This is a genomic window from Rhodococcus sp. KB6 (assembly GCF_001445685.1).
GTDB classification, from domain to species: domain Bacteria; phylum Actinomycetota; class Actinomycetes; order Mycobacteriales; family Mycobacteriaceae; genus Rhodococcus_F; species Rhodococcus_F qingshengii.
The window spans coordinates 1-24965 of the sequence record NZ_LNAK01000018.1 but is presented as its reverse complement, the minus strand read 5'-3'; the positions used below and the strand labels follow the sequence as shown (position 1 = coordinate 24965).

Annotated in this window: 22 protein-coding genes and 1 pseudogene; 11 read left to right on the top strand and 12 right to left on the bottom strand. The window is 63.1% G+C overall.

All coding sequences use genetic code 11. The features are described from left to right. Positions 1-71: 71 nt before the first annotated feature. Together ASU23_RS03345 and ASU23_RS03340 are read right to left on the bottom strand one after the other, a co-directional pair. Entirely contained in the window at positions 72-1643 is a 1572-nt protein-coding gene (locus tag ASU23_RS03345; RefSeq protein ID WP_058037244.1) for an MFS transporter, read from the bottom strand. 97 nt (positions 1644-1740) lie between these two features. After that, complete coding sequence (locus tag ASU23_RS03340; RefSeq protein WP_058037243.1) at positions 1741-2307, bottom strand: TetR/AcrR family transcriptional regulator; 567 nt, start codon at positions 2305-2307, stop codon at positions 1741-1743. A gap of 340 nt (positions 2308-2647) precedes the next feature. Between ASU23_RS03340 and ASU23_RS03335 the strand changes: the two genes are divergently transcribed. Next, a complete protein-coding gene (locus tag ASU23_RS03335) occupies positions 2648-3103 on the top strand; it encodes a nitroreductase family deazaflavin-dependent oxidoreductase (protein WP_042920867.1) in 456 nt (151 codons plus the stop codon). A gap of 59 nt (positions 3104-3162) precedes the next feature. After that, positions 3163-3882 carry an NADPH-dependent F420 reductase gene (locus ASU23_RS03330; RefSeq protein ID WP_082661311.1) on the top strand — a complete coding sequence of 240 codons (720 nt, stop codon included), beginning with the start codon at positions 3163-3165 and terminating at the stop codon, positions 3880-3882. A 49-nt stretch (positions 3883-3931) separates the two neighbouring features. On the opposite strand, the gene ASU23_RS03325 is transcribed toward ASU23_RS03330, so the two are convergent. Together ASU23_RS03325 and glpX are read right to left on the bottom strand one after the other, a co-directional pair. After that, positions 3932-5335 carry a class II fumarate hydratase gene (locus tag ASU23_RS03325; protein ID WP_058037241.1) on the bottom strand — a complete coding sequence of 468 codons (1404 nt, stop codon included), beginning with the start codon at positions 5333-5335 and terminating at the stop codon, positions 3932-3934. A gap of 101 nt (positions 5336-5436) precedes the next feature. Further along, positions 5437-6471, bottom strand: coding sequence for a class II fructose-bisphosphatase (gene glpX / locus ASU23_RS03320; protein WP_003945202.1), 1035 nt, complete (start codon positions 6469-6471; stop codon positions 5437-5439). A gap of 180 nt (positions 6472-6651) precedes the next feature. On the opposite strand from glpX, the gene ASU23_RS03315 reads away from it, so the two are divergent. After that, positions 6652-7221, top strand: a complete 570-nt coding sequence (locus tag ASU23_RS03315; protein WP_003945206.1) for a DUF4245 domain-containing protein — start codon at positions 6652-6654, stop codon at positions 7219-7221. A 21-nt stretch (positions 7222-7242) separates the two neighbouring features. On the opposite strand, the gene ASU23_RS03310 is transcribed toward ASU23_RS03315, so the two are convergent. From ASU23_RS03310 to ASU23_RS03300, 3 genes are read right to left on the bottom strand one after another with little or no spacing between them, the layout of a single operon-like run. Further along, positions 7243-7461 carry an exodeoxyribonuclease VII small subunit gene (locus ASU23_RS03310; RefSeq protein ID WP_003945276.1) on the bottom strand — a complete coding sequence of 73 codons (219 nt, stop codon included), beginning with the start codon at positions 7459-7461 and terminating at the stop codon, positions 7243-7245. After that, a complete protein-coding gene (gene xseA, locus ASU23_RS03305) occupies positions 7458-8723 on the bottom strand; it encodes an exodeoxyribonuclease VII large subunit (RefSeq protein WP_003945258.1) in 1266 nt (421 codons plus the stop codon). The genes ASU23_RS03310 and xseA overlap by 4 nt, the downstream gene beginning before the upstream one ends. Further along, a complete protein-coding gene (locus ASU23_RS03300) occupies positions 8720-9319 on the bottom strand; it encodes a lipid droplet-associated protein (protein ID WP_134932325.1) in 600 nt (199 codons plus the stop codon). Before ASU23_RS03300 ends, xseA begins: the two co-directional genes overlap by 4 nt. A gap of 153 nt (positions 9320-9472) precedes the next feature. Between ASU23_RS03300 and ASU23_RS03295 the strand changes: the two genes are divergently transcribed. Further along, positions 9473-10486, top strand: a complete 1014-nt coding sequence (locus ASU23_RS03295) for a 4-hydroxy-3-methylbut-2-enyl diphosphate reductase (RefSeq protein WP_003945273.1) — start codon at positions 9473-9475, stop codon at positions 10484-10486. Positions 10487-10555: 69 nt separating this feature from the next. Here the strand turns inward: ASU23_RS03295 and ASU23_RS03290 are convergent, their stop codons facing one another. Then, positions 10556-11512: a DUF6542 domain-containing protein gene (locus ASU23_RS03290; protein ID WP_042448843.1), complete on the bottom strand. Its 957-nt coding sequence runs from the start codon at positions 11510-11512 to the stop codon at positions 10556-10558. Positions 11513-11729: 217 nt separating this feature from the next. On the opposite strand from ASU23_RS03290, the gene ASU23_RS03285 reads away from it, so the two are divergent. Next, positions 11730-12905, top strand: a complete 1176-nt coding sequence (locus tag ASU23_RS03285) for an exonuclease SbcCD subunit D (protein ID WP_058037240.1) — start codon at positions 11730-11732, stop codon at positions 12903-12905. Then, positions 12902-15880: an AAA family ATPase gene (locus ASU23_RS03280; protein ID WP_058037239.1), complete on the top strand. Its 2979-nt coding sequence runs from the start codon at positions 12902-12904 to the stop codon at positions 15878-15880. The genes ASU23_RS03285 and ASU23_RS03280 overlap by 4 nt, the downstream gene beginning before the upstream one ends. Here the strand turns inward: ASU23_RS03280 and ASU23_RS03275 are convergent, their stop codons facing one another. Then, complete coding sequence (locus ASU23_RS03275) at positions 15881-17074, bottom strand: AI-2E family transporter (protein ID WP_003945249.1); 1194 nt, start codon at positions 17072-17074, stop codon at positions 15881-15883. A gap of 152 nt (positions 17075-17226) precedes the next feature. Between ASU23_RS03275 and ASU23_RS03270 the strand changes: the two genes are divergently transcribed. Continuing rightward, positions 17227-17631, top strand: coding sequence for a hypothetical protein (locus ASU23_RS03270; RefSeq protein WP_003945253.1), 405 nt, complete (start codon positions 17227-17229; stop codon positions 17629-17631). Between the two features lie 6 nt (positions 17632-17637). Here ASU23_RS03270 and ASU23_RS03265 read toward each other — a convergent pair whose 3' ends face one another. From ASU23_RS03265 to ASU23_RS03255, 3 genes are all read right to left on the bottom strand, one after another. Continuing rightward, positions 17638-17832 carry a YbdD/YjiX family protein gene (locus ASU23_RS03265; RefSeq protein WP_030536248.1) on the bottom strand — a complete coding sequence of 65 codons (195 nt, stop codon included), beginning with the start codon at positions 17830-17832 and terminating at the stop codon, positions 17638-17640. A gap of 17 nt (positions 17833-17849) precedes the next feature. Then, positions 17850-20132, bottom strand: coding sequence for a carbon starvation CstA family protein (locus tag ASU23_RS03260; protein ID WP_007726338.1), 2283 nt, complete (start codon positions 20130-20132; stop codon positions 17850-17852). 112 nt (positions 20133-20244) lie between these two features. After that, a complete protein-coding gene (locus ASU23_RS03255) occupies positions 20245-21822 on the bottom strand; it encodes an FMN-binding glutamate synthase family protein (RefSeq protein WP_037132028.1) in 1578 nt (525 codons plus the stop codon). Between the two features lie 89 nt (positions 21823-21911). On the opposite strand from ASU23_RS03255, the gene ASU23_RS03250 reads away from it, so the two are divergent. The 4 genes and pseudogenes from ASU23_RS03250 to ASU23_RS03235 all read left to right on the top strand — a co-directional run. Then, positions 21912-22433: a CD225/dispanin family protein gene (locus tag ASU23_RS03250; protein ID WP_050656010.1), complete on the top strand. Its 522-nt coding sequence runs from the start codon at positions 21912-21914 to the stop codon at positions 22431-22433. A gap of 70 nt (positions 22434-22503) precedes the next feature. Then, positions 22504-23583 carry a redox-regulated ATPase YchF gene (gene ychF / locus ASU23_RS03245; protein WP_058037238.1) on the top strand — a complete coding sequence of 360 codons (1080 nt, stop codon included), beginning with the start codon at positions 22504-22506 and terminating at the stop codon, positions 23581-23583. 691 nt (positions 23584-24274) lie between these two features. Continuing rightward, the gene (locus ASU23_RS34460) at positions 24275-24448 is read left to right on the top strand and encodes a hypothetical protein (protein ID WP_216637112.1); all 174 of its coding nucleotides are present in this window, start codon (positions 24275-24277) and stop codon (positions 24446-24448) included. A 207-nt stretch (positions 24449-24655) separates the two neighbouring features. After that, a pseudogene (locus tag ASU23_RS03235) lies at positions 24656-24844 on the top strand (type I restriction-modification system subunit M N-terminal domain-containing protein); the annotation flags it as partial. Between the last annotated feature and the right edge of the window lie 121 nt (positions 24845-24965).

The window sequence follows — 24965 nt, the reverse complement described above, 5'->3', positions numbered from 1 at the left end:
CGGTACCACTCGGTCAACCCAGTATCGGGGAACGGCGGGCTGATATTGGGACAAATCGGGAAACCTTGTAGCTACTTCGGGGTCTTGGTTGTCAGACTGCCGAGAATGGAGCCTTCCGTGACCGGCTTCCAAGGGAGCAACAACGCGACCAGCAGAGCGGTGATCAATGCTGCTCCGACCGTGAAGTACGACGCGATGGCGAAACCTTCCAGGCATGCGGTCTTCATCGTGTAGATCAGACTGTCCTTCTGCTGCTCGAAGAGCGGACTGATGTCGCGGGAGCGGATCTCGATGACGCTGAGCACGGACTCACGAGCGAAGCCTTTCTCCTGCGCCGACATCACGGCGTCGGGAATGGCGTCGACGATCGGAGCCACCTTGGACGTGTAGTACGAGGCGACGATCGAACCGATGACGGCGACACCCAGGGTCCCGCCGAGCTCACGCGTCGTGTCGTTGACTGCCGAACCTGCGCCCGCTTCGTCGAGGGGCACCGAGGACATGATGGAGTCGGTCGCCGGTCCCTGGACAATTGCGAGGCCCAGACCCATGAGGACCATCGAGATCACGACGGGTCCGAGGTAGGGCGTCTCGACGGTCGTCCGACCCGCCAGGAACATCCCGCCGCTGAGTACCAGGAGGCCGAACACCATCACTGCAGTCGTGCCGAGTCTCTGTGCCGCCAAGGTGGCGACTGGGGCGCCCACGGCGACAGCTGCAGCGAAAGGCAAAGAGTGGATGCCGAATTCGAGCGGCGAGTACTCCCGAACGCCCTGGAAGTACTGCGTGATCAGGAACAAGAATCCGAACATGCTGAAGTAGCTGACAGCAATAGCCAAGGCGGGGAAAGAAAACCGCCGGATTCGGAAGAGATTCATGTTCAGGATCGGCGCGTCGGTGCGCAGTTCCCATGCTACGAATGCGGCCAACAACACTGTCGCAGAGAGGTATCCCGTGATGCTGAATGTCGACACCCATCCGCGATGTGGTGCGTCGATGATGGTCCACACCAGAATGACGATGCCGAGGAGCGACAAGATTGTTCCGACGAAATCGAATCGGCCGACGTGGAGCGCCTTCGATTCCGGAACAACCAGCAGCACACCCACGATGACCAACAGTGCTGCCGGAACGTTCATCCAGAACACCGAGTGCCAGGAGAAGTGCTCGAGAAGCCAGCCGCCCGCAGTCGGGCCGATGGCAATCGCGAAGCCGGCCATTGCGGTCCAGGCCGCGATGGCGATGGCTCGTTCTCTGGCGTCGGTGAAGATGTTGGTGATCATGGCCAATGTAGCCGGAAAGACCGCTGCGGCAAAGACACCCATGGCGGCTCGCGCCATGATCACCTGTTCGAGGTTGGAAGCCAAAGCGCCGACGAGCGACATCGCACCGACGCCGATCAAGCCGATGATCATCACTCGGCGGCGTCCGAAGCGGTCACCCAGGTGGCCGAAAGTGAGTAGGAACCCGGCGAAGGTCAACGTGTACGCGTCGACGATCCATTGCAGGTCGCTGACGCTGGCGAACAAGTCGACGCTCATCGTCGGCAATGCGACGTTGACCACTGTGTTGTCCAGCACGACAAGGAGTTCGGCGAGGCAGATGAAGATCAGCGCAGTGAATCGACGGGACTTGGTCATCATGGGCGCCGAGGGCGCCGGTGCAAGTGTGTGAGACATGTTTGTACGCCATCTCTGCTCCTGCGCGGACGGCAGCAGCGGTTGGAAGAAAGAGGGTTGGTCAGCTCGGGGCCGAGACCAGAGCCTTGAGGTGAGCGCCGATGCGATCGAGAGGCGCCGTGGTGTGCTGAGCTTTTGCCATCAGCGTCGCGCCTTCGATTGACGCGATCACGACGGTTGCCCACTGTGCTGCAGTCTCGGACGGCTGTCCCTGCTGCCAGAAGAACGATGTGAGAAGCGATTCCCACGAGGTGAAGGATTCGCCCGCAGCAGTTAATGCCGCCAGCGTCGACGCGCCCTCCACTGCCGCGGCTGCGACCGGACAGGAGGAGGTGAAATCGCTCTCTACCAAGCTGTTTCGAAATATCGTGACAACCGCGTCGATGATCTCCGGTGGGGAAGACTGAGCGATCATCGAACTGATGGCGGCACTGACGCCCCGGCCGAAGTAGGCAACTGCTTCGCCGGCCAGCTGTCCTTTGCCCTCGGGAAAGTAGTGGTACACCGACCCTCGGGGAGCTCCCGAGCGTTCGACGATCTCGGTGAGCGAGGTCGTCGCGATCCCGTGTTCACGGAAGGCATTGATGGCGCCGACCAGCATCAGAGTGCGGGAATCGGAGTCGGCCATCCCGCCATCGTATGCAATCGCAGTGCTGTTCGAATCATCTGGTGCCGCTGATTCTCTTGGTACTCCCCACTTGCGACGCGCTGCGGCGATCGGACAACGCGTCTGCGGGCCGGTCATGGCAACGAGGCGTCTCGAGGTGTGTTCATCACTGCCTCCCAGTATGTCGATCGGTATAGGAACGAATCTGAGACTAGATGTAACCGACAGACACAGTCAAGTGTTGTGTGCAGGTGGTGGGTATCGACGGAGATTCTTGGTGGCAAAACTCCCCGAACAGTGGTTATATCGTGCGGTATAGAGCTGTTGCTTCGAGCACCAGCTTCGGAGGAGAGGAAACGACATGCCGGTACCGACGTCAGTTGCACGAAAACGAAGAATCGAAGTCGCAGTCGGGAAGTATTTCGCCAATCCGCTGGTCACCGGATTGAATCGGATCGGTTTGATGCCGTCGTTGATGACCGAGATCGAGACGGTTGGACGCCGAACCGGTCTGACCCGCCGAGTGCCCGTTGCGATCACCTACGACGGTGACGAGGCGTGGGTCATTGCGCAGCATGGCACCGGCACGGGGTGGGGTGCCAATATCTCTGCGACGCCGAAGGTTCGGATCCGTCGCCGCGGCGAGTGGGTGGACGGACAGGCCCAGATCATGCCGGACGACGACGTGCCGGCGCGGGTGAAGACATTTGCGTCGGGGAAGATCAGATCGGCGCTGACGGCCTCTGCCTTTCGCGGATTGCAGACCGACCCGGTCAGTGTTCGCATCAAACTCGCACTCGATTCGTCAACCGATTGAATCAACGGGAGTTGAAATGGCCGGTGCGGAATGACCCGGTGCGTTCTCGTCGTTGACGAATGCAGCGGTGGCGCGATCGCCACTCCACACGACGAAGGAGCAGGATCATGCGCATCGGAATCATCGGAGCCGGTCAGATCGGTGGCACGCTCACACGTAGGCTCGCTGCGCTCGGTCACGACGTGCGCGTCTCGAACTCGCGGACACCGGACACGCTTGCAGAACTGGAAGCCGAGACGGGTGCGAAGGCAGTCCGCAGCACCGAGGCCGCCGAGGGTGCCGAGCTGGTCATCGTGAGCATTCCGCAGAAGAACGTGGTTGATCTACCGGCGGGGATTCTCAGCGGTGCGGTCGCCGGTGCCCCGGTCATCGAGACCAACAACTACTACCCGCAACAGCGTGACGGTCTGATCGCCGCCATCGAGGACGGACAGACCGAAAGCGGATGGGTGCAGGAACACCTGGGTGTACCGGTGTTCAAGGCGTTCAACGGAATCTGGTGGAAGCATCTCCTCGAGAAGGGGCTTCCCGAAGGTGCAGAGGGGCGCATTGCGCTACCCGTCGCCGGCGACGACGACGCGAACAAGCAGGTCGTCTTCGATCTGATCAATCAGTTGGGCTTCGATCCCGTCGATGCGGGAACGATCGACGATTCCTGGCGTCAGCAGCCGGGAACTCCGGTGTACGGCAAGGACTTCGATCGAGAAGCGACGTTGAAGGCATTGGCCGAGGCGAGCCCCGATCGCACCGACGAGTGGCGGGCAACCGCTGCGGTGTGAGTGCAAGGGTGGCGGTTTCCGAAGTGGAAACCGCCACTCTTTTGTTTGTTCAGTCCTTGACCTTCGCCATCGCCAGAACGTCGAGACGCTTGTCGAGTTCTTCCTCGCTCAGCTTGTCCGGGACGAGTCCGCGCTCGATGACGACCTGACGGATCGTCTTCTTCTCTTTGAGCGCCTGCTTCGCGACGGCTGCGGCTTCCTCGTAACCGATTGCCGAGTTGAGGGGCGTCACGATCGACGGCGACGATTCGGCGAGTGTCTTGAGGTGCTCCTCGTGCGCGACCAGTCCGCTGACGCACTTGTCGGCGAGCAGTCGAGAGACGTTGGCCAGCAAGGTGAACGACTCCAGCAGGTTGCGGGCCATGACCGGGATGTAGACGTTGAGTTCGAAAGCTCCGGCGGCGCCACCCCACGCGATGGCGGCGTCGTTTCCGATCACCTGAGCCGCAACCTGAGTGGTTGCCTCGGGCAGGACCGGGTTCACCTTTCCGGGCATGATGGAGCTTCCCGGCTGCAGATCGGGGAGTGCGATCTCGCCGAGTCCGGTCAGCGGACCCGATCCCATCCACCGAATGTCGTTGGCAATCTTCGTCAGTGAGACGGCGATGGTCCGCAGCGCGCCCGATGCCTCGACCAGTCCGTCACGCGCGGCCTGCGCTTCGAAGCTGTTCTTCGCCGGAGTCAGCGCGTCGACACCGGTCGACTTGACCAGTTCGGCAACAACTTTGGGGCCGAATCCATCCGGAGCATTGAGACCGGTGCCGACTGCTGTTCCGCCGATCGGCAGCTCGCCGAGGCGGGGGAGTGTTGCGTTGACGCGCTCGATGCCGGCCTCGATCTGACGTGCGTAGCCGCCGAACTCCTGACCGAGCGTGACCGGCACAGCGTCCATCAGATGGGTGCGCCCGGATTTGACGACGGTCTTCCACTCGGTCGCCTTCGTGGCAAGCGCAGCATGCAGATGTTCCAGTGCCGGAACAAGATCGGTGACCGCTGCTTCGGTAGCTGCGACATGCGTGGCGGTGGGGAAGGTGTCGTTGGAGGACTGCGACATGTTGACGTGATCATTGGGATGTACGTCCACACCGGCGGCCTTCGCGATGGATGCGATGACCTCGTTGGCGTTCATGTTCGAACTGGTTCCCGAGCCGGTCTGGAAGACGTCGATGGGGAACTGATCGTCGTGCTTGCCTTCGGCGATCTCGTTCGCGGCGGCGATGATTGCGTCGGCCTTGTCCGCGTCGAGGAGTCCGAGGTCCTTGTTGACCTGCGCACACGCTGCTTTCAGCAAGCCCATTGCGCGGATCTGGGTGCGCTCGAGCGGGCGCCCGCTGATCGGGAAGTTCTCGACTGCACGCTGGGTCTGTGCTCGCCACAGTGCGTCGATGGGCACCCGAACTTCGCCCATGGTGTCGTGTTCGATTCGGAACTGTTGATCGTTGCTCTCCGTCATGGCTCCACATTGCCACTTTTCGAGAGCGGGTAGGGGACTACGTCCCCCGTGAGCGGTTGAGGAATGCAGGGACTCCCTAACCACTCACGGGGCGGAGCCCATCAGAACGTCGGGGGAACCGCGCCCTCTTCGCCGTCGAAGTCGACGGAGCTGTACTCGCGCAGCTTCTCGAGACGGTGGTACGCGTCGATCATGCGAACGGTGCCGGACTTGCTACGCATCACGATGGACTGCGTGCTGGCGCCGCCGCCGTAGTAGCGGACGCCGCGCAGGAGGTCACCGTCGGTGACGCCGGTGGCGCAGAAGAAGACGTTCTCGCCCGAGACGAGATCTTCGGTGGACAGGATCCGATCGAGATCGTGACCGGCGTCGATGGCCTTCTGACGCTCTTCGTCGTCGGTGGGGGCCAGCTTGCCCTGCAACGATCCACCCATGCAGCGCATGGCTGCTGCGGCGATGATGCCCTCTGGCGTTCCGCCGATGCCCACGAGCATGTCGGTGCCGGACTCCGGACGCGCTGCGGCGATCGCGCCGGCAACGTCACCGTCGGAGATCAGACGGATACGAGCGCCGGTGTCGCGAACGTCCTGGATCAGCTGGTTGTGACGCGGGCGGTCCAGGATGCAGATCGTGATGTCGGAGACCGACGCCTTCTTGACCTTGGCCACGCGCTTGATGTTCTCGGCGATCGGTGCGCTGATGTCGATGACATCTGCGGCATCCGGCCCGACAGCGATCTTCTCCATGTAGAACACGGCCGACGGATCGAACATCGCGCCGCGCTCGGCAACAGCCAGAACAGAGATCGCGTTGGGCATGCCCTTGGACATCAAGGTGGTGCCGTCGACCGGGTCGACGGCGAAGTCACAGTCGGGGCCGTCGCCGTTTCCGACCTCTTCGCCGTTGAACAGCATCGGCGCTTCGTCCTTCTCGCCTTCACCGATGACGACGATGCCGCGCATCGAGACTGACGAGACGAGCTGACGCATGGCGTCGACGGCTGCTCCGTCGCCGCCTTCCTTGTCGCCGCGGCCTACCCAGCGGCCGGCAGCCATAGCACCGGCTTCGGTGACTCGGACCAATTCGAGTGCGAGGTTACGGTCCGGGGTCTCACGATGAGTGCTGCTGGCCGTCATGTGCGGTGCCTCCTGGCGCGGTCGCGGTCGACGGGGTGTGTCGACGCAGTGGTTTCTTCAGGCGTCATTGTCCCAGATGGGAGCGGCTACGTGCGCTGTCGGGTCGCCGCAGAGACGTTTTGTCTCGCTCGAGGGGGACCGGGAATCGTATCTACTGCGCAGTACCTGGATACTGGGGGTGTGGCATCGAAGAAACCCCGCATTCTCGAAGACAACAAAGACATGGTCTGGTCTCTCGTACCGTTGGTGCTGTTCTGCATCATCATTGCGGGCATCGCCAGCCAGTGCACGTTCAGTCCTGGCGGCCCGACACAGGGGCCTATCCCGAGCGTCGACGTGGACGCAGCTCTGAACTACGACGCGAAGGAACTCGGATTTCCCATCCGTAATCCCGGTGTTCCGGACGGGTGGACTCCGAACTCCGGCAGTCGCAAGATCATCTCCGGCGACGGCGGCGGAGATTCGAGCACTGTGGGATTCATCACGACCAGTGGTCGCTACATCCAGCTGACACAGAGCAACGCCGAGGAATTCCCGTTGGTGTCACATGTTGCCGGTGGACAGCGATTCGCGACCGGAGTCGAGACCGTCGGTGCCGATACGTGGAACGTCTTCGGCGGCGAAGGTGTCGAGTCGATCTGGGTCACGGACGTCGGGGATGTTCGCCTGTTGCTCACGGGCGCGGCGACGCCGGAAGAGTTCCGGATACTTGCCGAGAAGGTCGGCGCAGCGCAGCCGATCACGCCATAGGATTTGCGGTCGGAGCGGACGCTACTCGTCCGCTTCGGCCAGAGCCTTTTCGACGCGGGCCCTCGCGCCGGCCAAGTGCTCTTCACAGCGCTTGGCCAACGCTTCGCCTCGCTCCCACAGTGAGAGTGACGCGTCGAGGTCCAGACCGCCCTGTTCGAGAATCTTCACGACGCTCACCAGTTCGTCCCGGGCTGCTTCGTAGCCGAGTTCGTTGATGTCGGTGTCGGTGGCGTTGCTCATTTTTCTCTTCCCATCACTGCGGCGCGAACGGCGCCGTCTGCAAGTCGAACTCGAATCTGGGTACCGGGTGGCGCGTCCTCGACCGAGCGCAGAACCTCCGGATCGCCATCGGCGACAACACGTTGCACGACTGCGTACCCGCGGGCCAGCGTCGCGGCGGGGCCCAGCGTGGTGAGCCGGGCGCGCAGATGCTCGATCGTTCGGGACTCGGAGTCGATCAACCGAGTCACATCGCGTCGCCCGGCGGCTTGGAGCCTTTCGACCTCCTCGGCGCGACGGTCCACCGCGAGCAGCGGCGATGCCATGACCGGTCGAGTGCGCAACTGTTCGATCAGATGAGACTCACGCTTGACCCAGCTGCGCAGTGCCGCAGCGCTGCGGTCACGCAGATCCGCAACCAGGGCAGCTTCCGCAACCGCGTCGGGTACGACGCGCTTGGCCGCGTCCGTGGGTGTGGCTGCGCGCAGGTCGGCGACGTGGTCACTGAGCGGGCTGTCCGGCTCGTGTCCGATGGCACTGACGATCGGCGTCGTGCAGGCCACGATGGCGCGGCACAGCGCTTCGTCGGAGAACGGCAGGAGATCCTCGACGCTACCGCCGCCGCGAGCGAGGATGATGACGTCGACTACCGGGTTGGCGTCGAGTTCCTTCAGCGCTTCGATGATCTGGGGAACAGCAGTCGGGCCCTGAACCGCGGTGTTACGCACTGCGATGGCAACTGCTGGCCAACGACGATGGGCGACTGAGACGACATCCTTCTCGGCCGCACTGGCTCGGCCCGTGATCAGGCCGATCGTGCCGGGCAGAAACGGAAGCGGCCGTTTGAGCCGCGGATCGAACAAGCCCTCGGCGGCGAGCAAGGCGCGCAGTCTCTCGATGCGGGCAAGCAGCTCACCGATACCCACGGCGCGAATCTCGGTGACACGCAACGACACCGTTCCGCGTCCGGTGTAGAACGAGAGCTTGCCGAACATCACGACACGCGAGCCCTCGGTCAACGGCACCGGGGAGTTGTGCAACAACTGCGGTGAGCACGTGATCGACAGCGACATGTCTGCCGACGGATCACGCAGGACGAGAAAGGCCGTTCGGGTGCCGGGGCGTGCATTGATCTGGGTGATCTGGCCTTCGACCCAGATGCTGCCGAGCCGATCGATCCAGCCGGCGACCTTGGCGGAAACCGTGCGGACCGGCCACGGCTGCTCAGCGCTGCTGGCGCCGGACGATCGCTGCGATGAAGCGGGGGGCGTTGCGGAAGTCACTTTGCCTTGGCTGTGGTGATGCGGTTGGTGAGCATGGTCTGGAACGGTGCCCGGGCGAGCGTCGCATTCTCGTAGTCCAGGACTGCGGTCAGCTCGTCGATGCTGAGCGTCCGGATGCGCGCACGGAGCTGTGCGAGTGTGAGGTTGGGGTAGTCGAGTTCGGTGACGATCTCGGGCTCTTCGGCAGGTCCGTCCGTCGTAGCTGCCGTGGATTCGGACTCGGCGACGGGTGCGGGTTCCTCGATGGGGGCAGTCGGCTCGAGCGAGTAGAGCGCGAAGCGACCGGCGTTGGTCGGGGTGTCAGCGGTGGTCGATCCGGTGGAAGACGTCGGGTCAGCAGGCGCGTCGACGTCTTCGTCGAAGACCGCCCACTCGGGCTGTTCGTCCTCGGAAGACCAGTTGATCAGTGCAAATGCCTGATCGCCCTTGATGGCCAACGAGGTGATCGACTGCTGCACGCGCATGCTTGTCTGCAGCATCTGGCTCACGGCGGTCATCGGCAGGGCGACGGCGGTGGTGGGCAACTTCTTTGCCTCTTCCATCGCGGTGACGGCGAGTCCCGCGGCAACGCGCGCCACGAACGGTGGTCGGATCATTCCCACAGCTTGCCGCAAAGCTCCGACAATCGGTAGCCGACTTGCCTGTGACGGCCGTACTCGTTTACTTCGGAACCTTCGATCGGAGCCCGAAACCGAGGTGTTCACGTTTGCCGGAGTGTCTCACGTTCGAGGTGCCAGTAGGCTGGTCACATGTCTTCGGCTGTTCCTCTCAATCTCGGTATCGCGCACTCGGCTGATTCGCCGTCCACCCGCAAGGGCAGCGCCAAGCGCGTGCTCCTCGCCGAGCCTCGCGGCTACTGCGCCGGCGTCGACCGCGCGGTCGAGACCGTCGAGAAGGCCCTCGAGAAGCACGGCGCACCCATCTACGTGCGTAAGGAGATCGTCCACAATCGCCACGTCGTCGAGACGCTCGAAGATCAAGGCGTGATCTTCGTCGACGAAACCGACGAGGTTCCCGAGGGATCGTTGCTCGTGTTCTCGGCGCACGGTGTGTCGCCGGCCGTCCACGACTCGGCTGCCGAGCGGAACCTGCGCACGATCGACGCAACGTGCCCCCTGGTCACGAAGGTGCACCAGGAAGCAAAGCGATTCGCCCGCGACGATTACGACATTCTGCTCATCGGCCACGAAGGCCACGAGGAGGTCGAGGGCACCGCAGGTGAGGCTCCCGATCACGTCACCATCGTCGACGGCCCGGATTCGGTCGACGCGGTCACGGTTCGTGACGAGTCGAAGGTCATCTGGCTTTCCCAGACCACACTGAGCGTCGACGAGACGATGCAGACCGTCGCGCGCCTGCGTGAGCGCTTCCCCAATCTGCAGGACCCGCCGTCCGACGACATCTGCTACGCCACGCAGAACCGTCAGGTCGCGGTCAAGGCGATGGCTCCCGAGTGCGATCTCGTGATCGTGGTGGGTTCGCGGAACTCGTCCAACTCGGTTCGCCTGGTCGAGGTCGCGCTCGGGGCGGGCGCTGCCGCGTCGTACCTGGTCGACTACGCCCGTGAGGTCGATCTCGCGTGGCTCGAGGGTGTCCAGACAGTCGGCATCACGTCAGGCGCATCGGTACCCGAGGTGCTCGTGCGCGGCGTGATCGAACTTCTTGCCGAGCACGGATACAACGACGTTCAACCCGTCACCACTGCCAACGAGACTCTGGTGTTCGCCCTTCCCCGTGAATTGCGAGCAGCGCGCACGTCCTGAAACAAGAAAATGCGGGGCACCTTCCATCTGGAAGGTGCCCCGCATTTTTGTGCTACCGGGCGCGTCTGTTCAGGGCTCTTCGCGATCGCGGTACCGAACTCGCGGCGGCGGATACGCGGGAAGATCGACTCCGGGTGGGCGGCGGCGAGGGGGCAGCGGCGGCGATACGTCGTCACCCGAAGCGAAGAAGGGCTCCATCCGCTCCTCACGTCTGGGCGACGGAGTGGGCTCGGGCGCCCGGCGGCGACCGTACGACGGGTAGTCGTCGTCTGCCACGGGCCGACTGTCGGGCTGGGGGCGACGCGTAGGCGGTTGGTGCGTGCGATCGACCCTGGGTGGCTGAGGGCTTCTCCGAGGCGGCAGCGGACGCTCGTCCTGGATCGGCTCGCGCCTGGGGGTGCTTCGGTAGGCGGGCTGCTCGTCCACCTCGGGGGCGCGGCGACGCGGGGGCCCGGGGACGGGCGCGTCCGAGACTCTGCGTCGACGCCCGGTCTCGGGTGCGGGTTGTTCTCGCGTGGCAGCTGCAGAGGAGTCACGAGTGGTGGCCGCCGAGCGGCGGGAGCGGGTCGAGCGCGCGGGTCCGGTGGGGCGCTGATTGAGCAGGAAGTATCGGAAGCCACCGATGATCAGCACGACCACGGTTGCGGCCAACATGATCGGAAAGCGGTTGACCAACGGATACGCGATGTTGATCGCGATATCGCGCAGCGCGGTGCTGTTGTCCTTGCCGATGAGCGTGTGCCCGATCGGCACCGCAGCGAAGAGCAGCAACGGCGGTTGGGCCATCGCGGTGAAGAGGGCCTTGTTCGAAGCGGCAACCACAGCGAAGAGACAGCCCAGGAAGTAGAACGTCGAGAACACCGCGGTGAGCTCTCCGCCGCCTCCGGTGGCATCGATCAGTACGCCGACGGCGGTCACACCGGCAGCAAGCAGGATCACTCCCCACCAGGGCAGGCCGGGGACGGTCACGATGAGCGATCGCTTGTCCAGCGGTACCCCGGAGCGAGCACGTTGGGTTGCAGACACATAACGACATTAGCGGTTCTTGCGTTGTCGGCCGTGTTTGTGCGGGTCGTGGCTGGCGCATTTATCGACGCGATGGCGCGATGGTTTCGGGTTCTTCGTCAAACGAACCGGACGGATTGTGTGCAGGGTCACCGGACGCTCGTGGGTTGGGGCACACCGACGAAGCCGTCAGCGTGGGAGATCGGCGGTGTCGGTGGGCTGCTCTACCGTCGGATTCATGAAGATTCTGCACACCTCCGATTGGCATATAGGTCGCACCTTTCACGGCGTCGATCTGTTGGCCGATCAGGCGAGTGTGCTCGGTTCCATCGCAGATTCCGTCCGCGAACACGGCGTCGACGTCGTGGTCGTGCCCGGTGACATCTACGACCGCTCGATTCCCAGTTCCGACGCGGTCACCGTGTGCAATCGAGGCTTCGAGGCAATCCGGGCGGCGGGGGCGGTCATCGTCGCGACGTCCGGCAATCACGATTCCGCGGTGCGGCTCGGAGCCGGGGCATCCTTTGCCGCTGCCGGCGGCTTGCACTTGATCACTCGCGTCGGCCAGATCGGTACTCCGGTGATGCTGAGCGATCAGTTCGGTCCTGTCGCCTTTTACGGGATTCCGTACCTCGAGCCGGAGATCACGCGCGTGGAGTTGGACGTGCCCCGGGCTCGTACTCATTCCGACATCCTCGGAGCGGCCATGTCGCGTGTTCGGCGAGATCTCGCCGAACGAACGGCTGCCGACCCCGCGACTCGATCGGTATTGCTCGCCCATGCCTTCGTCGTGGGCGGTGAGGCCTCTGAATCGGAACGCTCCATCTCGGTCGGCGGACTGGAGACCGTCGCAGTGGGCGAATTCGACGGCGTCGACTATGTCGCCCTCGGACACCTGCATTCTCCGCAGATGCTCTCGGAGAGTGTGCGGTACTCAGGTTCACCGTTGCCGTATTCGTTCGGTGAGCGCAGCCACCGTAAGGCGGCGCTGCTGATAGAACTCGACGCAGCCGGCCTGTCGTCGGTGCAGCGCCTGGATCTCCCGGTCATTCGGGGGCTGAGCCAGGTGACGGGAACTCTCGAGGAACTACTCGGTGAGTCGAAGTACACCGATTCCGAGCAGTGCTACCTCTCCGCATTGCTCACTGATCCGGTTCGTCCCGTCGATGCCATGAGGCAACTTCAGGCGCGTTTTCCCTTTGCCGTTCATCTCGAATGGCAAAGGCCGGAAGGGCAATCGGATCTCAAGTACCGTGACGCGGTACGGGGTCGATCCGACATGGAGATCGCCCGCGGCTTTGTCTCGGCAGTGCGTAGTGACCCGTCCGAGCGTGAGGTCACGTTGATGGCCGAAGCGCTCAGCGCTGCCGCGCGCGCCGAGGAGTCCACGGTAGAACTGAGTGAAACCGCGTGAGGCTGCACAAACTCGAAGTCAGCTCTTTCGGGCCCTTCGCCGACACGGTCGAAGTCGACTTCGACCGTTTGGGTGCAGACGGGCTGTTCCTTCTGCACGGTGACACCGGGGCAGGCAAGACCACGATCCTCGACGCGGTTGCGTTTGCCCTGTACGGGCGGGTGCCGGGTACGCGCAACGAGGGCAAACGGCTACTGTCCGATCACGCGCCCGCCGGTTCGGTGCCGCGCGTGGAACTCGAAGCGACCATCAGTGGTCGCAGAATCAAACTTGTTCGTAGTCCAGAGTATTCGCGCCCGAAGAAGCGTGGCACCGGTTCGATCACCGAGAATGCAAAGGCCACACTGACGTGGTTGGACGGCCGCGGCGAGAATCTTTCGCGCATCCCTGACATCGGTGACGAGATCAACCGCCTCATGGGCATGAGCGCTGATCAGTTCTTCCAGGTGGTGCTCTTGCCGCAGGGTGAGTTCGCCAAATTCCTGCGTGCCGAGAGTGACGAGCGAGGCAAACTGCTCGAGCGTCTGTTCGACACCAAGCGTTTTGTCTCCGTCGAGGCATGGTTCGACGCCAAGCGAAAGGCAAGTGCGACCGCGCTCGCGGCCAGGGAGCAATCCGTGCGGCTGCTGCTCGCGAAGGTCGAGACAGCTGCGGGACTCGAGGTAGGCGCCGAGGCACACCCACTGGAATGGTCGCGCAAACTCCTCGCCGAGGCTCAGGACACCCGCGATACAAGTCTTGCGGAGCTGGTGACCGCGAAAGATGCAGCAGCCGAGGCTAATCGGGTTCTGTCGGCGGCGCAGCGAACCGCAGATCTGGTCGCTCGTCGTAATCGTGCGACCGCTGAACTCGCAGCATTCAATACGGGCGCCGCCCAAAGAGCTGTGATCGGCGCTGAACTCGAGACCGCCAAGCGCGCACTGCCGGTGGCCGCTGTCGCCGGCGATGTGGACGCTGCCGGCTTGCACCTCGCTGCCGCACTCGAATCGATGACCGCAGCGATGTCGACCTACTCCGCAACGGGCGGTCCGGAGATTTTCGTGCCGGAGGTGTGGCCACCCACCGACGACGAGCGTCAACGCGTCGTAGCTCGGATCCGGACCTGGCGTGACGAGATCGTTCGCCTGGACGCAATGGCGGAGGATGCTCGCAGAGCCGATGCGGCAGAAGCCGAGATCGAGAAACTCGGAGTTCGGCGAGACGCTCTGTCCGAGCGCATCGATGCCATCGCGGTTGAACGCACTCAACTGCCAGAAATGGTGCGCTCGGCCGGCCAACGACTGGAGGATGCGCAACGCGCGCACGCGGCTCTGCCCGGCCTCGAAGCTGCACTGGCCAAAGCATCGGATGCTGCGGCAGCGGCTCATGAATTCGTCTCTCTGCGTGCGCAAGCCGAGAAGATTCGTGTGCAGGTGTTGGATGCGCGCGACGCCCATCAGAGTGCTCGCGGGCGCTGGCTCGACCTCGTGCAGAAGCGTATCGAGGGCATGGCTGCGGAGTTGGCGAGTTCACTCGCGCCCGGTGACCCATGCCAGGTGTGTGGTTCGCGTGAACACCCTGCGCCGGCGCAGTCTGATGTCGTGACGGTCACCGAGCCCGATCTGGAAGTCGCGTCCGCAGCCGAGCGTGCGGCCGAGAAAGCCCTGAGCAAGGTAGTCGACCGCCAGGTAACCGTCGACCGTGACATCGACCGGGTGATCGCCCGCGGCGGGGACGGCGACGTCGCAGAACTCGACAGGCTCCGCGCCGCGGCTCGGAACGCCGTTGACGAGGCGACCCACTCTGCCGGTCAGGTTGGAGGGTTGGCCGACAAGCTCGGGCATCTCAACGAGCGTGACGGCGAGCTGCAACAGGAATCCGCTTCTCTGACGGCCGAATTGGCGGCACTGACCGAGCGTACGACGACTCTGTCGGCCACGGTCGAGCAGATTCGAGCGGCGATCGTCGCTGCGGTGGGAGAAGATTCGACCATCGCTGCTCAGCGCTCGCGGTTCGAAAGGCTTGCCTCCGCTGCCTCGGCGGCGTCTGAGATGCGTGACGACGCCGTTCGTGCGCAGGCGCGATCGGCGGAACTGTCGACCAAACTGGCCGCTGCGGCGGCCGCTGCTGGATTCGATTCGGTCGAGGCTGCGATCGAAGGGGTGAGATCGCCGGCCCGAATCGCAGCGATCGAAACGGAACTCGCCAAAGCACGCGACCTCGAGGTGGCCGCTCGGACGGTCCTCGACGACCCCGAGGTCGTTGCGGTGAGCGAAGTCGAGACAGTCGACGTCGACGGTCCTCGCGAGCGTGCTCTTCAGTGCGCCGAGGTGGTGAACTCGGCTGTTGCAGCTGCTTCCCTGGCCGAGAACCGTGTGTCGGATCTCGAACGGTTCAGCGGACAACTCGAGAAGGCATACGAAGCGGTTGCACCTGAGCGGGAACTGCACGACGAACTCGCGGCCCTCGCCGACGTGATCGCCGGTAAAGGGCAGAACAGTCGCAAGATGTCGCTGAGGGCTTATGTACTCGCGTCGCGGTTGGAAGAGATCGCGGTGTCGGCATCGGTTCGGCTGCAGCGGATGTCCGGGGGCAGATACGAGTTCGTGCACAGTGACGAGGCAGGTTCTCGGGGTCGCCGCGGCGGTCTGGGGCTCGACATCCGGGACGACTTCACGGGTGTCGTTCGCTCGGCGAAGACGCTCTCGGGCGGTGAATCATTCTTGGCGTCATTGTCTTTGGCCCTCGGACTTGCCGATGTGGTTGCGGCGGAGTCCGGCGGAATCGTTCTCGACACGATGTTCATCGACGAAGGATTCGGCACTCTCGACGCCGACACCCTCGACTCGGTGATGGCTGTGTTGGATGAGCTTCGCGACGGTGGACGAGTGGTGGGCATCGTCAGTCACGTGGACGAGATGAGGCAGCGAATCCCGAGTCGCCTGCACGTCATTCGCGGACGTGCAGGCTCCTCGGTGAAGGTGATCGCGGGCTGATCAGGCCTTTTTGTTCTCTACCTCTGACTCGGCGTCGTCGTCTTGATCCTCGAGGATGTCCGACGCATCGCCGGCGGGCATCGGCTCGTTGTCGCTTGCGCGTTCGTCGATCTGCTCGCCGATGTACCGGATGACAACTGCTGCCACAGCGGCGACGGGCACTGCGAGGAACGCGCCGACGATGCCGTACAGCGAGCTACCGGCGGCCACGGCAAGCAGCACGATGACGGCGTGGAGTTTCATCGACTTGCTCTGCAGCACAGGCTGAAGGACGTTTCCTTCGATCTGCTGAACGGCCAGGATGATGATCAACACGATGATGGCGGTGGTGAGACCGTTGGCCACCAGCGCAACCAACACGGCCAGGGCGCCGGCGACAAAGGCACCGACGATCGGGATGAAGCCACCGATGAACGTGAGAATTGCCAGCACCGGTGCCAGCGGGACCCCGAGTATCAGCAGTCCGGCGCCGATGAAGACCGCGTCGATCAGACTCACCAGTGCTTGTGTCCTGATGAATCCGCCGAGCGTGTCCCACATGCGGGTGAGGACCTCTTCGAGATGCCGACCGGCGCGGCCGCCGCCGACAGCGTGGAGCCAGGGGATGAACCTCGGTCCGTCCTTGATGAAGAAGAAAGCGAGAATCAGGACCAAACCGAGCGTGACCAACAACGAGCTCGCTGTGCTCACGCCGCTGAAAACGCCTGAAGCGATGGCGGTTCCACTTTCCTGCACCTTGGTGATGACGGCATGGACGGCGTTGTCGATCTGGTCGTCCTTCAGGTTCAGCGGCGGACCCTGGAGCCAGTCCTGAACCTGGTTGATGCCCTCGGTGGTCTTGTTCGCGAGCTCGGGGGCCTGGCTGACCACTGACGGAACGATGCCGGCGATCACACCGGCCAGGATTCCGATCGAGAGCACCAGGGTGATGCCGGCTGCCGCGGCCGGTGGCATACCGCGCTTGATCATGCCGCGGGTCGGCGGCCACATGACTGTCGCAACAACGATAGCCAGAGCCACCGGCAGGATGATGACCCAGAGCTTTTCGATCAGCCAGCCGAAAATCCAGGCGCCCAGCGAAATCGACGCCAACACCAACGACCATTTTGCGAGCCACATACCCCCTTGCCCGATGATCTCGCCGCGGTCGCGCTTGCGCACCCCTGCGGACGTCCCCTTGTCTTGCTCGCTCACTGATCGTCCTTTCCGTCGGCGCAGGGATCTCCTCGCCGATGTGCGAATCCGGTGATCTAGCTGAGCTGATCGTAACGACTGCATGCGATAACTCGTGTGTTGCGCTGCAATACTGTGTTTTGAAGCATGCTGATCGGACTAACATTTCCGTCATGAGAATCGCAGCAGCAGTCGGGGCAGCAGCAATCGTCGTTCTCGGGCTCACCGCGTGTAGCACCGAGGATCAGGACAACGCGCAGAACAAGATCAGCGAGGCAGTCACGAGCGGGCAACAGGCGCTCGAGACGGCGAAACAGTCAGCGGGCAACGCCATCGATCAGGGCAAGACGGCGCTGTTCGTCGCCACGTTCCGTGGGGCTTACGCACCGTTGGCGGAGAACCGCGACGACGCAGACATCGAGGAGATCTTGACGACCACGTGTACCGAGGTCGCCAACGGCACGGACGAGGCGGAGGTCAAGACCAAGATCACCGACCTGGCCGAGAACAACGGCAACAAGCCCACCGACGAGCAGGCCGGCCACATTTACGAACTCGCGAAGGCCACCTGCCCCTGACCGGATTCAGCAGCAGCGGGCGCCTGGGTTGGCGTCGGCTGCTGCGTGTCGGCGGCGCCAGAACTCTCGTTCGCTGATCACCGGTGAGTCGGCGTGGTGGCGTCGGGTGTGCTCGACGTAGCGCTGATAGTCGAGATCACCCATCACCGAGCGAACCCACCACAGCGTTCCGCGGAACGCTGTGGTGAGTTTTGCCGTCATGGTCGCCGTCGTCATGGTCAGTGCCCACCTCCGTGTGCGGCGCCGGGCGCCCGGACTTTCCCGGCTTTGATCAGCTCGTCCCATTCTTTCTGGATTTCCTTCTCCGCGGGCGTCGGAATGAAGCTGGCGGGTCCGAAGATTTTCGACGGTTCTTCAGGGGACTCGGTGGTCGGCAGCCCGCCCGCTCGGATTGCCTTGGCACATACGATGATCCCGGCGATGACCACGACGATCACCAGTGACGCGAAGATGATCGACAACGTGCCCTGGATGAAGGTGTTGCGAATGACGGCATCGATGGCCTCCGGAGTCTTCGCGGAACCGTGCGCCGTCTCGCCGGCAGCCTTCGCGTCCTTGAACACGTTGTGCTGAGCCCAGTACCCGATCGCGGGGTTGTCGGAGAAGATCTTCTGGTACGACGCGGTCATGGTTACGACCAGGTCCCACACCAGCGGCACGCCGGGAATCCAGGCCCATTTGAACAGGCCCTTCTTCATGACGATCGTCATGACCACCGTCAGTGCGATCGCGGCGAGTAGCTGGTTGGCGATGCCGAAGAGCGGGAAGAGTGTGTTGATTCCGCCCAGCGGATCGGTGACACCCATGAGCAGAATCGCGCCCCAGGCAGCGACGACGATCAGCGAGCACAGCCACGCGCCGATGCGCCACGACGGGTCCTTGAACTTCTTTGCCGGACCGCCGAAGTTGCCGAGCGAGTCGGAGAGCATGAATCGAGCGACGCGGGTGCCGGCATCGATCGTGGTGAGGATGAAGAGCGCCTCGAACATGATCGCGAAGTGGTACCAGAACGATTTCAGCGAGTCGCCGCCGAAGACGTCGCTGAGTACTTCGGACATTCCGAACGCGAGCGTCGGGGCGCCGCCGGTTCGCGAGATGATCGATTCTTCGCCGACGGCCTCGGCTGCCTGAGTCAGCACGTCCGGTGTGATGGGGGCAGTGCCGAGGGGCAGATTGTTGACGTATTCGGCTGCGGTTTCCGGTGTTCCACCGGTCAGTGCCGCGGGAGCGTTGAGTGCGAAGTACAGGTGCTGATCGAGGATGCAGGCGGTGACCAGAGCCATGATCGCGACAAACGATTCGGTCAGCATGCCGCCGTACCCGATCATCTTGGTCTGGCTTTCCTTCTCGAGCAGCTTTGGCGTCGTACCGGACGCGATCAGTGCGTGGAAGCCCGAGAGTGCGCCACAGGCAATGGTGATGAACAGGAACGGGAACAGTGAACCGGCAAAGGCCGGGCCTTCGCCGTTGGAGGCGAACGGCGTCACTGCCGGCATGTTCAGAGCGGGTCGTGCGACCAGAATTCCGATGGCCAGCAGCGCGATGGTGCCGACCTTCATGAACGTCGACAGGTAGTCGCGCGGTGCCAGGAGCAGCCAGACCGGCAGCACCGATGCGGCGAATCCGTACGCGATCATCAGCCACGCGATGGTGACCTTCGAGAGTGTGAACCAGTCTGCGCCCCAACCGGTATCGGCAACCCATCCGCCGGAGACGATGGCAAGGAGAAGCAGGACGACGCCGATCAGGGAGACCTCGGAAACCTTGCCCGGCCGCAGATACCGCAGGTACACGCCCATGAACAGCGCGATGGGGATGGTCATCGCGATCGAGAACACTCCCCACGGGGACTCGGCGAGCGCATTGACGACCACAAGTCCGAGCACCGCGATGAGGATGATCATGATGACGAACACGCCGATCAGTGCGGCGACGCCGCCGACAAGGCCGAGTTCTTCGCGGGCCATCTGACCGAGGCTGCGCCCGCGGCGCTTCGACGAGATCCACAGGACCATGAAGTCCTGCACCGCCCCGGCGAACACGACGCCGACGATGATCCAGATCGTTCCCGGAAGATATCCCATCTGCGCGGCCAACACGGGTCCGACCAGGGGGCCGGCACCGGCAATTGCCGCGAAGTGGTGACCGAACAGCACCCGACGGTCGGTCGGCATGTAGTCGGCGCCGTTCTCCATGATCTCGGCGGGAGTGGCGACGTCGTCGCGAGGCTTGACGATCTTGCGTTCGATCAACCGCGCATAGAAGCGGTAGGCGATCAGATAGGTACAGATTGCGGCCAACACGAACCACACAGCGCTGATGTGTTCACCGCGGACGATCGCAATCATGTACCAGGCGCCCGCGCCGACCAGTCCGAGAACAAGGAAGACGACGCGCGCAGTCGTGGAGATGGGTGTTTTGTCGATGACGCCGACAGGTGGCAGGTCAGGATCGGTTTTCAGGTACTCGACATTTGGTTCCGGCGCAGTCGTCAAGCTCATCGTCGAACTCCGTCCACTAGTGCACGTGTGGCCGCCGTCACAGCGGGCCATCTGTCACTGTAGGACCAGAAGGGTGAATCCGCGCGATCTGAAACGCGGGAGTCGACCGACGTCAGAATCGGTGAGCGTCGGCGTCGATCCAATCGGTGAGCCAGCTCTGCGGCGGGGAGTCGAGCAGTTCGCCCGGCATCAGCCAGTCGAACAGGTCGGCATAGGTGCGAGTGGTGAGACCGTCGACGCGGCGGTTGAGCATTCCCGGTTGCAGTTGGTCGAAGGAATCGATGCCCATCGACGCGATCATCTGTTGCGCGCTGGCGACGGTTGCCTTCTGGAATCGGTAGACGCGCTCGCTCTTGTCGGGGATGTCGAGTGCGCGGGTGCGTGCCGGATCCTGAGTGGCAACGCCGACCGGGCAGCGGTTGGTGTGGCACATCTGGGCCTGAATACAGCCCACTGCGAACATCATTGCGCGGGCCGCCATCGTGAAGTCTGCGCCCTGGATGATGCGTTTGACGATGTCGGAACCGCTCGCCACCTTTCCGGAAGCGCCGACTTTCACGAGAGGGCGCAAACCAGTTCCCACCAGAGCGTTGTGCACCAGCATCAGGCCCTCGGTCAACGGCATGCCCATGTGGTCCTCGAACTCCACCGGACCTGCGCCGGTGCCGCCTTCGGAACCGTCCACGATGATGAAGTCGGGCGTGATGCCGCGTTCGATCATCGCCTTGCAGATTCCGAGGAATTCACGACGCGAGCCGACACACAGTTTCATCCCGACCGGCTTGCCTCCCGACAGTTTTCGCAGGGTCGCGATGAAATCGACCAGTTCGACCGGGGTGCTGAACGCGGTGTGCGCGGGTGGCGAAATCACAGTCTGGCCGACGGGTACCCCGCGGGTTTCGGCGATTTCGGGGGAGACCTTGACTCCGGGAAGCACGCCACCCAACCCGGGTTTCGCACCTTGCGAGAGCTTGATCGAAATGGCCTTCACCTGGTCGGAGCCTGCGCGCTCGGCAAAACGGTCAGGATCGAATCGGCCGTCCTCGGTCCGGCATCCGAAGTATCCCGAAGCGATTTCCCAGATCAGATCGCCGCCGTGTTTGCGGTGATACGGACTGATCGCGCCTTCACCGGTGTCGTGAGCGAAACCGCCTTTGGCGGCGCCGGCGTTGAGGGCCTCGATTGCGTTGGCGGACAACGACCCGAAGCTCATCGCGGAGACGTTCAGGAGAGCGATGTCGTACGGCTTCGTGCAATCGCGTCCGCCGAGGCGAACTCGCGGAACGGTGTCGGGGGCGGTCCGTGCGCGAATCGAATGCGTCATGAACTCGTAGCCGATCGCATTGACGTCGCGCTCGGTCCCGAAGGGCTCTTCCGCCAGTGTTCCCTTTGCCCGCTCGTAAACCAGATCTCGCGTTTCGCGATCGAATGGCATTCCATCGGTGGATGATTCGACGAAGTACTGCTGGATCTCCGGTCGAATCTTCTCGAGGAGGAATCGCGCGTGCCCCAGGACCGGATAGTTACGGAGGATGCTGTGAGACTTCTGAGTGAGGTCGTAGGTGCCCATCGCCGCCAGCGCGAGAGTGACGACAGCGATCACCCACCATCCAGGCGAGGCGACAATTGCGAGCGCGGCGGTGCCGAGACCCACTATCCATATCAAGAGCACGATCAGCATCCGAGTCACCTCGAGAGCGTAGGCGCTCACTGTGACACGGCAGCGGTAAGTCTCCACTAGGTTCTGCGATAGAGAACCGAATCCGACTCTTTGGGGGAATCATGACCGAACCGCAATATCCGACCGACCCGCAGGATCCGAAGGAGCAGCAGTATCCGAAGGAACAGCAGTATCCGGCGGGCCAGCAGTATTCAGCCGGTCAGCAATATTCAGCAGGCCAGGAATATCCGACGGGCCAGCAGTACCCAACCGACCCGCAGTACTCAGCCGGACAGCAGTATCCGACCGGTCAGCAGTACAGCGCAGCCCAGCAGTACAGCGCTGCTCCCACGTACGCGGCGCCTCAGTACGGTCCGCCGAAGTCCAACGCGGGATGGGCCGTCGCGTCGATCATCTTCTTCTGGCCTATCGCGTTCGCCGCGTTCAACCATCTCCACGACATCTACCCGAAGTGGGCGATGGGCGATCACCAGGGCGCGCAGTACGCGTCCGAGCGGGTGAAGAAGCTCGGGCAGATTTCGCTCCTGATAGCCGTCATCTGCTGGGTGCTGTTCATCGCGTTCTACGTGATCTTCCTGGTTGCGATCGTGTCGTCCGTCGATTCGTATACCTACAACTGATCACCTGCCGCGACGTGACGGTGGGGCGAGTACCCGTCACGTCGCCGCGAGGCCGTAGAATCCACAGACCGTGAGCCTTACCCTCGGAATCGTCGGACTGCCCAACGTCGGCAAGTCCACCCTTTTCAATGCACTGACCAACAACGACGTGTTGGCAGCGAACTACCCGTTCGCGACCATCGAACCCAACGTCGGTCTGGTCGAGCTGCCCGATCCGCGGCTGCAGAAGCTCGCCGAGATCTTCGGCTCCGAGCGCATCCTCCCCGCGACCGTGTCGTTCGTCGACATCGCCGGCATCGTCAAGGGAGCGTCCGAGGGCGCAGGCCTGGGTAACAAGTTCCTGGCCAACATCCGTGAAGCGGACGCCATCTGCCAGGTAGTTCGCGTCTTCGCCGACGACGACGTCATCCACGTCGACGGCAAGGTCGACCCGGCCTCGGACATCGAGGTCATCGAGACCGAGCTGGTGATCGCCGACATGCAGACCTTGGAGAAGGCTCTCCCGCGTCTGGACAAGGAAGCTCGCAAGAACAAGGAGCTCAAGCCGGCCCACGACGAGGCACTCAAGGCTCAGGCCTTCCTCAACGAGGGCACGACGCTCTTCAGCGTCAAGGACAAGCTCGACTTCTCGCTGCTGCGTGAACTGAGCCTGCTCACCACCAAGCCCTTCCTGTACGTCTTCAACGCCGACGAGTCTGTGCTCACCGACGAGGCGAAGATCGCGGACCTGCGCGCTTCCGTCGCTCCGGCCGACGCCGTGTTCCTCGACGCGAAGGTCGAGCAGGAACTGCTCGAGCTGGACGAGGAAGATCGCCAGGAAATGCTCGACTCGATCGGTCAGACCGAGCCCGGCCTGCACGCTCTCGCGCGCACCGGCTTCCACACCCTCGGACTGCAGACTTACCTGACGGCTGGTCCGAAGGAAGCTCGCGCCTGGACGATCCACAAGGGTGACACCGCGCCCCAGGCTGCCGGCGTCATTCACACCGACTTCGAGCGCGGCTTCATCAAGGCTGAAATCGTGTCCTTCGACGACCTCGTCGAGGCCGGTTCCATGGCCGCAGCCAAGGCTGCCGGCAAGGTCCGCATGGAGGGCAAGGAATACGTCATGGCCGACGGCGATGTGGTGGAGTTCCGCTTCAACGTCTAAAAAGCCTGATAGATCAACACCTTTGTCAGTGTCGCGGACGCGGCTTGTCCTCAGTTCTGACATTAGTCGTGCACGTCGGACATGAATGTTGGACACGCGTAAAACCAGACACCATCAGGGGTTACGCGCTCCTGGGCGCAGGGCGCGGATGCCAGGACCGATACTCTTTCGCTTGAGGATCCGAGTGCTCAGTAGGTCGAAGCCGCTTCCTGCCACCTCGTAGACTGAGTCACGTCTGACTCAAACGTCTGCATGTCTCAAAACGCGAGGCTTCATCGTGCGAGTCGCTGTCCGCCGGCGTTCGGGTGATCTCGTCCACCTGAGAGCTCGCGATGAGTTGGTGGTGCCGACGTGAGACATGTCTGCAACGAACCGAACTCCGCTGGCAGGTTGCGCCACGCGGTACCGGCGGGGTCTTGTAGAGTGGAGTACCGACGATGGCTCGTGAGTCAGCCCGGGGCCGCCCGCGGCGAGGCCCCTCGTCTGTTTGAACGATGTGCTTTCGAGCTCCCCTGCTCCTCAGTGAGCGGTGAATACTCAGGCACCAGGCCGTGGACGCCGCACGCTCCGGCATCAGCGCCGGTCTGATCATCGATGCGGACGGCTTTGACCACTCCGCGGATGATGGCGCACTCCGGGCATCAAGCTGTTGATTGAACGTGATGAGGGTGCCTGAGGTCACGATCTCGATGTGCCCGCAGGTCAGCTCCATACGCCGGGTGCAGGTGTGGTCATTCCGCAAGGCGGGTTGGACCAATACCTCGCCAGCATCGATCGAGGAGAGCGCAACCTTACCTTGGATTCGGTCGACGCCCTCGCCGAGCTATTGGACGTCGAGGCTCGGACGCTACTCACTCGTCTGTGATGCCTGCATTTTGCTCGATGAGGATGATCAGGAGCTCGCTCTCGGCTTATTCGCCGACCGTCCTGGCTTCGTCACCGCCTGGACCGTTGCCTCGAACGGCCATTCGCGGCGAGCGTCCCGCGCGATGTCGGTGCCCGCCGGTACGTTGAGATTGTCCCGCAGGTATGACTGAAGAGCCGCCTCCATGCGGTCAAGGAGAACGAACGCATGACACCGACCACGAGCGAAGCCCAGCGTGCGGAGCTGCACAAGACAATCTGGCGTATCGCGAATGACCTGCGCGGATCAGTGGACGGTTGGGACTTCAAGTCTTACGTCCTCGGCATGCTGTTCTACCGGTTCATCTCAGAGAACCTCACCGCCTACATCAACAAGAGCGAGCACGACGCAGGCGACGGAGATATTGTCAAGACCTGTGGATGAGGGTGTTTCAGGCGACCTCCGTTTCGCTTGATTCGTCGGGCTCAGCGGGTGAGATGTCGATGGGTCGTTCGAGCAGCTTGCCTTTGTGGAACAC

Excerpts from the sequence above, each read along its gene's own strand:
- ASU23_RS03345 (WP_058037244.1), bottom strand. The coding sequence starts at position 1,643 with ATGATGACCAAGTCCCGTCGATTCACTGCGCTGATCTTCATCTGCCTC.
- ASU23_RS03340 (WP_058037243.1), bottom strand. The coding sequence starts at position 2,307 with ATGGCCGACTCCGATTCCCGCACTCTGATGCTGGTCGGCGCCATCAAT.
- ASU23_RS03335 (WP_042920867.1), top strand. The coding sequence starts at position 2,648 with ATGCCGGTACCGACGTCAGTTGCACGAAAACGAAGAATCGAAGTCGCA.
- ASU23_RS03330 (WP_082661311.1), top strand. The coding sequence starts at position 3,163 with ATGCAGCGGTGGCGCGATCGCCACTCCACACGACGAAGGAGCAGGATC.
- ASU23_RS03325 (WP_058037241.1), bottom strand. The coding sequence starts at position 5,335 with ATGACGGAGAGCAACGATCAACAGTTCCGAATCGAACACGACACCATG.
- glpX (WP_003945202.1), bottom strand. The coding sequence starts at position 6,471 with ATGACGGCCAGCAGCACTCATCGTGAGACCCCGGACCGTAACCTCGCA.
- ASU23_RS03310 (WP_003945276.1), bottom strand. The coding sequence starts at position 7,461 with ATGAGCAACGCCACCGACACCGACATCAACGAACTCGGCTACGAAGCA.
- ASU23_RS03300 (WP_134932325.1), bottom strand. The coding sequence starts at position 9,319 with ATGATCCGACCACCGTTCGTGGCGCGCGTTGCCGCGGGACTCGCCGTC.
- ASU23_RS03295 (WP_003945273.1), top strand. The coding sequence starts at position 9,473 with ATGTCTTCGGCTGTTCCTCTCAATCTCGGTATCGCGCACTCGGCTGAT.
- ASU23_RS03285 (WP_058037240.1), top strand. The coding sequence starts at position 11,730 with ATGAAGATTCTGCACACCTCCGATTGGCATATAGGTCGCACCTTTCAC.
- ASU23_RS03270 (WP_003945253.1), top strand. The coding sequence starts at position 17,227 with ATGAGAATCGCAGCAGCAGTCGGGGCAGCAGCAATCGTCGTTCTCGGG.
- ASU23_RS03265 (WP_030536248.1), bottom strand. The coding sequence starts at position 17,832 with ATGACGGCAAAACTCACCACAGCGTTCCGCGGAACGCTGTGGTGGGTT.
- ASU23_RS03260 (WP_007726338.1), bottom strand. The coding sequence starts at position 20,132 with ATGAGCTTGACGACTGCGCCGGAACCAAATGTCGAGTACCTGAAAACC.